Here is a 9,396-nt window from a genome sequence, read left to right as displayed (position 1 = left end):
CAGCCGCTAAGCCAGCTGCCAAGCCTGCCGCTGCAAAACCAGCCGCTAAACCAGCTGTCGCCAAGCCTGCCGCTGCCAAACCAGCACCGGCCAAGCCAGCCACCCCAGCGGCTACTCCGGCAGCCTCCACCGCTCCAGCCGCGACCGCCAGCAGCACGCCTGCTCCGGTAGCATCCAGCACGACCCCAACCAGCGCTTCCTAAGTGCTGGCAGCCACGGCGCGCAGCCGTTGCAGCGCGTCGTGGTCAAGGTTGGCGGCTTCGGTCGCCAAGCCTTCAAGCCATCTGTGCTGACCTTCCTTCGTCGGCCATGCCTGCGCCGCTGCCTCCAGGCGCGTCAGTAGTTCCCGCTCCGCATCCAACTCCAGGGCTTTGACCCGCTCCCGCAACTTATCCAAAACCTCATCCTGCTGCGCCATGGCGCGCCATTGCATGCGCACCTGTCGTAACGGCTCGATGACCTGCGCCTGCCAGGGCCCGGCGACCTGCTTGAGCGCCTGCAGACGTTCGGGTGTCTGCGCTACACCCCGTTGCTCCAGCCAGGCGCCACACAGCAACAGGCACACATCCGCCCCTTGTTCCTGCAAGCGCAGGCAGGCGGCTTCGCAGCCCGAGCGGGCGTAAGTCGAAAGGGCAAAGCTCCACAGGTCAGCGCACATATTCACACCCAAGCCAGCGGCCAACGAAGCTGGTAGACTCCGCCGCCATTATGATCCGACTTCAAAGCCTAACATTACAGCGTGGCCCGCAACGTCTTCTCGAAGACGCCGAGCTGACCCTGCACGCCGGTCACAAAGCCGGCCTGATCGGTGCCAACGGCGCCGGCAAATCCACGTTGTTCGCCCTGTTGCTGGGTGAGCTGACCCCGGACTCCGGGGACTGCCTGCTGCCCGCCGACTGGCGCATCGCCCATATGCGCCAGGAGATCGACACCCTGGACCGCATCGCGATCGACTACGTGCTCGATGGCGACCTGCGCCTGCGCCAGGTGCAACACGACCTCGCCGAGGCTGAGAAAGCCCAGGACGGCGCCGCCCAGGCGCGCCTGCACTCGGAGCTCGACAGCGCCGACGGCTATACCGCCGACGCCCGTGCCCGCAAGATGCTCGCAGGCCTTGGGTTTACCAACGAACAGATGGACCGCCCGGTCGCCGACTTCTCTGGCGGCTGGCGCATGCGCCTGAACCTGGCCCAGGCGCTGATGTGCCCCTCGGACTTGTTGCTGCTCGACGAACCGACCAACCACTTGGACCTCGATGCGATCCTGTGGCTGGAAGACTTCCTCAAGAGCTACCAGGGCACCTTGCTGCTGATTTCCCACGACCGGGATTTCCTCGACGCCGTGGTCGACAACATCGCCCACGTCGAACAGAAGAAGATCACCCTCTACCGTGGCGGCTACACCGCGTTCGAGCGTGCCCGTGCCGAGCGCTTGGCCCAGCAACAACAGGCCTACGAGAAACAGCAGGCGCAACGTGCGCACATGGAAAGCTACATCGCCCGGTTCAAGGCCCAGGCCACCAAGGCCCGCCAGGCCCAGAGCCGGATCAAGGCGCTGGAGCGCATGGAAGAACTGTCGGCCGCTCACGTCGATTCGCCGTTCGACTTTGTATTCCGCGAGTCGGTGAAGATCTCCAGCCCCTTGCTGGATCTCTCGGATGCACGTCTGGGTTACGGTGACAAAACCATCCTGGAAAAGGTCAAGCTGCAGTTGACGCCGGGCGCACGCATCGGCCTGTTGGGCCCCAACGGCGCGGGCAAGTCGACGCTGATCAAGAACCTGTCGGGCGAGCTATCGCCCCTGGCCGGTCGCCTCACCCGTGGCGAGAACACGGTGGTGGGTTACTTCGCCCAACATCAGTTGGACTCGCTCGATTCCAAGGCCAGCCCGTTGCTGCACCTGCAGCGCCTGGCGCCCACCGAGCGCGAGCAGACCTTGCGCGACTTCCTCGGCGGTTTCGACTTCCGTGGCGCGCGCATCGATGAGCCGGTGCTGAACTTCTCCGGCGGCGAAAAGGCCCGCCTGGCCCTGGCGTTGATCGCCTGGGACCGCCCGAACCTGCTGCTGCTCGACGAACCGACCAACCACCTGGACCTGGAAATGCGCCTGGCGCTGACCATGGCTCTGCAGGAATTCAGTGGTGCGGTGTTGGTGGTGTCTCACGATCGCCACTTGCTCAAGAGCACCACCGACAACTTCCTGTTGGTGGCTGACGGCAAAGTTGAAGAGTTCGATGGTGACCTCGACGACTACGCGCGCTGGCTGACCGACTACCGCCTGCGTAATGCGCCGGTCAGCAACACGCCGGTCAACCCGGACAAGACCGACAAGAAAGCCCAGCGCCAGGCCGCTGCCGCCTTGCGCCAACAGCTGGCGCCGCACAAGCGTGAAGCCGACAAGCTGGAAGCCGAGTTAGGCAAGGTGCACGAGCGCCTGGCCAAGATCGAGACCAGCCTGGGTGACAGCGCCGTGTACGAAGCCGCCCGCAAGGACGAGCTGCGTGACCTGCTGGCCGAACAGGCCAAGCTCAAGGTGCGCGAGGGGCAGTTGGAGGAAACCTGGATGGAAGCCCTTGAACTGCTCGAAACCTTGCAAGCGGAGCTGGAGGCGCTGTCCTGATGGAAGCCCTGCAACTGCCGCTGCCGGCGCAATGGGTAGAGCCTGTGTGGATCGGCGTGCAGATCCTGCTGATCCTGCTGGCCGGCTACCTGGCCCAGCGTTTTGTCGCCAAAGGCCTGACTCGCCTGGGCGAGCGCTACCCGTTCCCACCGCAACTGCTGATGCCCCTGCGCGGCGGCTTGCGCTGGTTGATCATGGGCAGTGCGCTGATCTTTGTGCTGGGCCGCCTGGGCGTGTCTGCCACGGTGTTGTGGACAGCATTGTCGGGGTTTGTGGCGGTGGCGGCAGTGGCGTTCTTCGCCATGTGGTCGGTGCTGTCCAACCTGCTGTGCGCGATCCTGATCTTCACGGTCGGCCCGTTTCGCCTGGGTGACATCGTCGAACTGGTGGACACCGTCGACAAGCCGGGAGTGAAGGGCCGGGTCGTGGCGATCAACCTGCTGTACACCACTCTGGTCGAAGTCGCGGAAGCCGGCACCGACAGCGCCATGGTGCAAGTGCCCAACAGCCTGTTCTTCCAGCGCTCGGTGCGGCGTTGGCCCGGTAACCATGTGTTCCCGGGCGACCGCTAGCATTCACATCTTGTAAAAATCTATAGCCAGCCTTTGGTCGGCGGAGTTAGCTTAGGGCATCACAGCAAACTCCCTCCTGAGGTGTGTAATGGCACTCGATACGTGGCTGGCCTTTTTCGTGGCCAGTTGGATCATCTCCCTTTCTCCTGGTGCAGGCGCCATCGCGTCGATGTCCAGCGGCCTGCAATACGGTTTTCTGCGCGGTTACTGGAACGCCATCGGCCTGCAACTGGGCCTGGCGATGCAGATTGCCGTCGTGGCCGGCGGGTTGGGTGCCATTCTGGCGGCGTCGTCTACCGCGTTCTATGCGATCAAATGGTTCGGCGTGGCGTACCTGGTGTACTTGGCCATCAAGCAGTGGCGCGCCTTGCCCATGGACATGACCGATGACGCGGCGGTGCGCCCGATCGGCAAGCCGATGGCGATGATGTTCCGCGGCTTCCTGGTCAACGCCAGCAACCCCAAGGCCTTGGTGTTCATGCTGGCGGTGCTGCCGCAATTCGTGAACCCGCAGGCGCCGCTGCTGATCCAGTACCTGATCCTGGGTGCGACGATGATCAGCGTGGATATGATCGTAATGGCGGGCTATACGGGGCTGGCGTCGAAGGTATTGCGTCTGTTGCGCACGCCAAAACAGCAAAAGCGCATGAACCGTACGTTTGCCGGGTTGTTCGTGGGAGCGGCGGGTTTCCTCGCCAGCCTGCATCGCGCAACGGCGTAACCCGATCAAACCTGTAGGAGCCGGCTTGCCGGCGATAGCGGTATACCTGATGTACCGCTATCGCAGGCAAGCCAGCTCCCACATTGGTTTTGTGTTGGCAGTGAGTTCTAGGCTCAGCGCAAAATCTTCGGTGCTTCATCCCTCGGCAGGTTATTGCGCAACGCCGGCTTGCCCGGGTCCTGGTACCCGCCACCCAATTGCTCCGCCAACTGGCGCGCCACATCTTCGCCCAGCGCTTTCGACACTTCCTTCACCACACGCGGCCGGTTCAGGCTCACGCGCACGTCACGGCTGTTCACCAACTTGGTGTCCTGGCCTTCACCCATGGCGGTGAACGCCGAGGTGATTTCGTAGGTGCGGGTGTTGATCAGGCTGAAATCCGCCACCAACGTCAGGCCCAGCACCGCCGAGTAGCTGTTGGTGCGGTCGATGGCGTTGATGTCTTGGGTGAAGTCGATGTCCGACAGCGTGCCGAACAGCACGTAGTCAGCCCCCTTGAAGTGGCCAGCCTTGATGCGCTTGATCACGTCGTAAACGTCACCCTTGGCATCGGCGGTGTAGGGCGTGCCCTGTACCAGCTGGAACTGGCGGGACTTGAGGATCTCGCCCTTGATGTCACCGCTGAACTTACGCAGCTCGGTCTGCTCGATGTAGCTGGTACGGCTTTCGTACTCGCTGTAGTTCGAGGCACCGCTGGCGTTGTAGGCACTCGCCTGGTAGTTGTTGCTCGCCGAAACCTGGTGGATGTACTCCTCGACCCGCGCCTCGTAGGCCAGGTCGGTCACCGCGATCTTCGGGGCGGCCTCGGCGCCAAAGGCGCACAGCAGGCCGATCATGCCGATCCATGCACGCATTGCTTAGCGCTCCGTGGTCTTGCGGATTTCTTTCTCGTCCATCCATTCGGCCAGGCCGCTCTCGACGTCAATCAGCTGCAGGCTGAACTTGTAGAACACGTCCTTGTAGTCCGAGCTACGCTTGACGATGGAGCTGATGGAACCTTCCAGGCGGTATTTGGCGGCGACCATGTTGCCGGTCTTGCTGACGGTGGACTTCTTGTACAGGCCGCTCTGGTTCTGCAGCTTGAGCTGGTCGACCTGGCTCTGCATGTCGGTATTGTCGCTGGCGAAGCGCGCGGTGCCGGTCTTCATCAACTGGGTCTTGATCGACGTGGTGATCTCGCGGGTATCGATGTATTCGCTGGTCTTGTTCTTCACGTCATACACCTGCACCACCGGGCGGCCCTGCAAGATGCCGGACTGGGCCAGGGAGCGGGTCATGCTTTCGGCGATCATCTGCAAGTCGGTGGAACCGAACTCGTTGGTCACCGTTTCCACGGCCTTGGTGTCACCGTAGCTGATGTTCTTGCTGCCCAGTACAGGCGAGGTGTTGGAGCAGCCGCTGGCCAGCAGGGCAACGACAGCGAGCATCGAGAAGCGTGCAAACATGGGGAATTCTCTCTGAAACGTAAAAGGGGAACGGCTCAAGGCGTCTTCACTTCAAGGCGGAAGTCCGCCGCCTGGGGCAGGTTGGCAATGGCCGGCAGGAAGGTCGCCTGGTTGGCGTACAGGTTCAGCACTTTCCAGGTTTCTTCGTCGCCCACCGGGAAGCCGTCGGCGCCCAGCCAGGCGAAGCGGTAATACATCGTCTGGTTGCTGCTGGTGATGTTGCTCAACTGCACCTTGGCGGTAAGGAAGCCGTTCTCGCGTGCAACGCGGATGGCGCCGACGGCGATACCCTTGAACTTGCCCATCACCACGATTTTGCTCGCAGCGCTGCCGGGCTCCGGTGGCGGCGGGGTGGCGCAGCCGGCGAGCAGGACCAGCGCCAGGGCGCCGAGGATGAAATGACGCATAGCGTGCTCCTTAAGGTTGCTTGAGTGTGGCGATGGCCTGGGGCGTGCTGCTTGGCACGACATGGGCGGCCAGGCCCCCGGCGAACACCTGGTTGCCGACCACGCGCAAGGTGATCACCTGGTAGCGCTGGTCGGCCTTGACCGTCACCACCGTACCGCCCAGGGCGTTGGGCAGGCTGACCTGATGCTCGCCGTGTTTGAGGCGCAGGCGGGTCACCTGGGTCATGTCCGGCAAGGTGCGCCAGGTGCGGGTGTCGGCGCCTTCGGTCACGGCCGAGGCGATGCCTAGCACCAGGCCGGCCATGGGGTTGGTCTTGTTCAGGTTGTTTTGCGCCACGCCACGGCTGACCGCACGCACCGTGGTGCGCAGGATGATGCCCGGCATGTCATCGCGCAGGGCGCGGCGGGACATGGCAGTGGTGCTGTTGAGGGCGGTGAGGTTCTGCTGTTTGCCGTCGACGCCGATCTGGGCGAAGGTCGCGGTAGACGTGTCAGCCTTGATCACAGGGAACGACAACGGGGTGATGATCAGGTTGCCATTGATCGGGATCGGGATCGGCAGGCGAATCGAGTCGCGTGCCGGTGCCAGGCCGCTCTGGACCACGATCAGCACATCGGTTTCGTCGGCTTCGACCTTGGATTTGTCCAGGTCCAGCAATGCCTGTTCCAGCAACGGCGTGTTGGGGCGCAACTCGGCAGCCTTGCGGTAACCGGGGGCCGCCAGGTCTTTTTCGCCGAGGGCTTCGTAGACAAAGCCAGCCAGGTAATGGCTGAACGCACTCTGGTAGCTGTTTTTCAGGCCAACCACGTCTGGCGCGTTCAAGGCTTCCACCGGGTAGCCACTCAGGTCTTTCATCTGGGTGGTCACGCCTTCGCGCTGGGCTTCGTCCTCGCGCTTGAGGTATTCCTTGTCGCGCAGGTCGGCAATCACCGCTTCGCGTTCGTGGGTCTTCTTGATTTCGGTGCGGGCACCGTCGAAGTCGTTCAGGGCCAGCAGGTTCAGGGCCATCTGGGTGGTCAGCATGACTTTTTCGTAGTCATAGCCTTCGTAGCGGCGCACCTTGTCGTTGACCAGGAAACTGCCGAACTGGGCGAGGTACTTCTCGCTGTCGAACTTGACGGACTCTTCCCACTTGTAGACTTGCAGATCGGCGCTGCGCCACGCGGTCTGGCTGCCGGTCAGGTCGCCCTTGGCCCGCAACAACTCACCTTTTTCGAAGAAATAGAGCAGGTCTTTGTCTTCGCCGGTGTTGTTCTTTTCCAGGAGGGTCAGGGCGCCGTCGACGTTGCCGGTGGCCAATTGCTGGTTGGTGGCTTGCAGCTCGGTGTCATAGCTGCGGAACATCGAACAGCCGGAGAGCAACGTGACCGCGACGAGCGCGAGCGAAGGTAAGGCGCGAAATGCCATGCAGCTTCTTCCCTGAAAGTATTCAACCGGTGTGGTAATTCCTCATAAAAACGAGGAACGAAATTCCCTTTCGCACTAACAGGGCGCGGCATTATAAGCGCCATTACTGGCAAAACAATGGCTTATTGATGTGATTCAATCCACAAAATGCCAGCATCGAATTTCTAAAAATGCCCGGCCTTCCAAACGCCAACTCACTAACGCCTTGAGTCAAACCCTTTAAGGTTTGACAATGTGTTACTTCGTATTTCCCTTTGAGATTCATTCATGACTGCCCCCTTTCGTTTTCTCGCCTGGCTGCTGTTGCCGGCGCTGATGTCGTGCAGCTTCAACTTATTGGCCGCTACCGCTGAAGGTGCTCCACAAGCCCTGCATTTGCTGGACTACATCGGTGCTGACTACCCTCCAACGGTGGAGGCGGGCAAGGTTATCGACGAATCCGAATACCGTGAACAGGTCGAGTTTCTCGGGGTGTTGCAGGGCCTGGTGGCCGAACTGCCACAGAGGCCAGAGCGTGCGGCGTTGATCAAAGGTGTCGACGAATTGTTTGCCGCTGTAACTGCCCACGAAGACGGCGCTGCCGTCGCCCGCCAAGCCCGCCAGTTGGGCGCCAAGCTGGCCGTGGCGTATGAAGTCAGCCAAGCCCCGGCGATCACGCCGGACCCCACCCGAGGGGCGCCGCTCTACGCCCAGCATTGCTCGGTGTGCCACGGCACCGCCGGTGCAGGTGATGGCCCGGCGGGCATGGGCATGACCCCGCCACCCGCCAACCTGCGTGACGCCACGCGCCTGGACCGCCTGAGCCTCTATGCGATCTACAACACCCTTGGACTGGGTGTCGAAGGCACTGACATGCCGTCGTTCGCCGACCAACTGGACGACCGCCAGCGCTGGGACCTGGCCACTTACATCGCCGGTTTCACGGCCGACCCGGCGGCGACCAAGAGCGAGCAGCCGTTCAACCTCGCTGACCTGGCGCGCCAGACCCCCAATGAAGTGCTCGCCGCCAACGGCCCCGACGCTGCCGCCACGTTCCGCGCCCAGCGGGCCCAGCCCCCGCAGGTCAAGCGTGGCCCGGCGCAATTGCTGGACTACACCGCGACCACCTTGGACAAGAGCCTCGCCGCGTTCCGCAACGGTGACCATGAGCAGGCGTATGACCTGTCTGTTGCGGCCTACCTGGAAGGCTTCGAGCTGGTAGAAAGCTCCCTGGACAACGTCGACGCCAACGTACGCAAAGACACCGAGAAGGCCCTGATGGCTTACCGGCAGTCGTTGCAGGACGGGCTGCCGGTCGAGCAGGTGCAACAGCGCCTGGACGTGGCCAAGGGCAAGCTCACTGAGTCTGCCGGCTTGCTGGGCAGCGATGGTTTGAGTTGGTCGCTGAGCTACATCTCCGGCTTGCTGATCCTGCTGCGCGAAGGCCTGGAAGCGATCCTGGTGCTGGCGGCGATCCTCGCGTTCCTGCGTAACACTGGCCAGCAATCGGCGGTGCGCAGCGTCAACGCGGGCTGGGGCCTGGCATTGCTGGCTGGCTTGGCCACCTGGGCGCTGGCGGCGTATGTGATTGACGTGAGCGGTGCGCAGCGCGAATTGCTCGAAGGCTGCACGGCGCTGTTCGCCAGTGTGATGGTGTTGTGGCTGGGGGTGTGGATGCACGACCGGCGTCATGCCGCAGCTTGGCAGGATTACATCAAGAGCAGCCTGGTGGGCGGCGGCGGTCGTTTCGGTTTTGCGATGCTGGCGTTCTTCTCGGTGTACCGCGAGCTGTTCGAAGTGATCCTGTTCTACGAAACCCTGTGGCTGCAAGCCGGGCCTGCCGGGCATAACGCGGTGCTGGCGGGTGGTGCCACGGCGCTGGTGCTGCTGGTGGGCTTGGCCTGGGTGATCTTGCGCGGTTCGGCGAAGCTGCCGTTGGCGCTGTTCTTCGGGATCAACGCGGCGCTGCTGTGTGCGTTGTCGGTGGTGTTTGCCGGCCATGGTGTTAAGGCGTTGCAAGAGGCCGGCATCTTCGGCACGCGGCCGGTGCCGTTCTTTGACTTTGACTGGCTGGGCATTCACGCCGACGCTTACTCGCTGAGTGCGCAAGCCGTGGCGATCCTGGCAATTGTGGTGTTGTATGGTCGCAGTCGGTTGCTCGAAAAGCGCCGCATTGCCGCTTGAACGAACGCGGTCAAAAAATGTGGGAGCGGGCTTGCCCGCGATTGCGGTGTGTCAGCCGATG

At 62.6% G+C, this 9,396-nt stretch carries 9 protein-coding genes; 4 read left to right on the top strand and 5 right to left on the bottom strand.

Annotated features, from left to right (window positions below; translation table 11 throughout):
- Window positions 1–199: 199 nt before the first annotated feature.
- Window positions 200–658 (bottom strand): TIGR02444 family protein, encoded by a 459-nt coding sequence (locus HX792_RS15460; RefSeq protein WP_176996895.1) that lies wholly within the window; start codon window positions 656–658, stop codon window positions 200–202.
- Window positions 659–708: 50 nt separating this feature from the next.
- Between HX792_RS15460 and HX792_RS15455 the strand changes: the two genes are divergently transcribed.
- The 3 genes from HX792_RS15455 to HX792_RS15445 all read left to right on the top strand — a co-directional run bounded on the left by HX792_RS15455 (window position 709) and on the right by HX792_RS15445 (window position 3,912).
- On the top strand, window positions 709–2,619 hold the full coding sequence (locus HX792_RS15455; RefSeq protein ID WP_176996894.1) for an ATP-binding cassette domain-containing protein: 1,911 nt from the start codon (window positions 709–711) through the stop codon (window positions 2,617–2,619).
- On the top strand, window positions 2,619–3,191 hold the full coding sequence (locus HX792_RS15450) for a mechanosensitive ion channel family protein (protein WP_176996893.1): 573 nt from the start codon (window positions 2,619–2,621) through the stop codon (window positions 3,189–3,191). The genes HX792_RS15455 and HX792_RS15450 overlap by 1 nt, the downstream gene beginning before the upstream one ends.
- 88 nt (window positions 3,192–3,279) lie before the next feature.
- Window positions 3,280–3,912: a LysE family transporter gene (locus tag HX792_RS15445; RefSeq protein ID WP_176996892.1), complete on the top strand. Its 633-nt coding sequence runs from the start codon at window positions 3,280–3,282 to the stop codon at window positions 3,910–3,912.
- Between the two features lie 113 nt (window positions 3,913–4,025).
- Here the strand turns inward: HX792_RS15445 and HX792_RS15440 are convergent, their stop codons facing one another.
- The 4 genes from HX792_RS15440 to HX792_RS15425 are packed head-to-tail and all read right to left on the bottom strand — an operon-like array spanning window position 4,026 to window position 7,172.
- Window positions 4,026–4,766, bottom strand: a complete 741-nt coding sequence (locus HX792_RS15440) for a penicillin-binding protein activator LpoB (protein ID WP_176996891.1) — start codon at window positions 4,764–4,766, stop codon at window positions 4,026–4,028.
- A 3-nt stretch (window positions 4,767–4,769) separates the two neighbouring features.
- Window positions 4,770–5,357, bottom strand: coding sequence for a penicillin-binding protein activator LpoB (lpoB, locus tag HX792_RS15435; RefSeq protein ID WP_176996890.1), 588 nt, complete (start codon window positions 5,355–5,357; stop codon window positions 4,770–4,772).
- A gap of 35 nt (window positions 5,358–5,392) precedes the next feature.
- The gene (locus tag HX792_RS15430) at window positions 5,393–5,764 is read right to left on the bottom strand and encodes a YcfL family protein (RefSeq protein WP_038844227.1); all 372 of its coding nucleotides are present in this window, start codon (window positions 5,762–5,764) and stop codon (window positions 5,393–5,395) included.
- Between the two features lie 10 nt (window positions 5,765–5,774).
- Complete coding sequence (locus HX792_RS15425; RefSeq protein WP_176996889.1) at window positions 5,775–7,172, bottom strand: COG3014 family protein; 1,398 nt, start codon at window positions 7,170–7,172, stop codon at window positions 5,775–5,777.
- Window positions 7,173–7,439: 267 nt separating this feature from the next.
- Here HX792_RS15425 and HX792_RS15420 point away from each other — a divergent pair, with 267 nt between their 5' ends.
- Window positions 7,440–9,335, top strand: a complete 1,896-nt coding sequence (locus HX792_RS15420; RefSeq protein ID WP_176996888.1) for an FTR1 family protein — start codon at window positions 7,440–7,442, stop codon at window positions 9,333–9,335.
- The last annotated feature ends 61 nt before the right edge of the window (window positions 9,336–9,396 follow it).

The organism is Pseudomonas sp. B6002 (assembly GCF_013385985.1).
Lineage (GTDB): Bacteria > Pseudomonadota > Gammaproteobacteria > Pseudomonadales > Pseudomonadaceae > Aquipseudomonas.
This window is presented reverse-complemented; position numbering and strand designations above follow the sequence as displayed.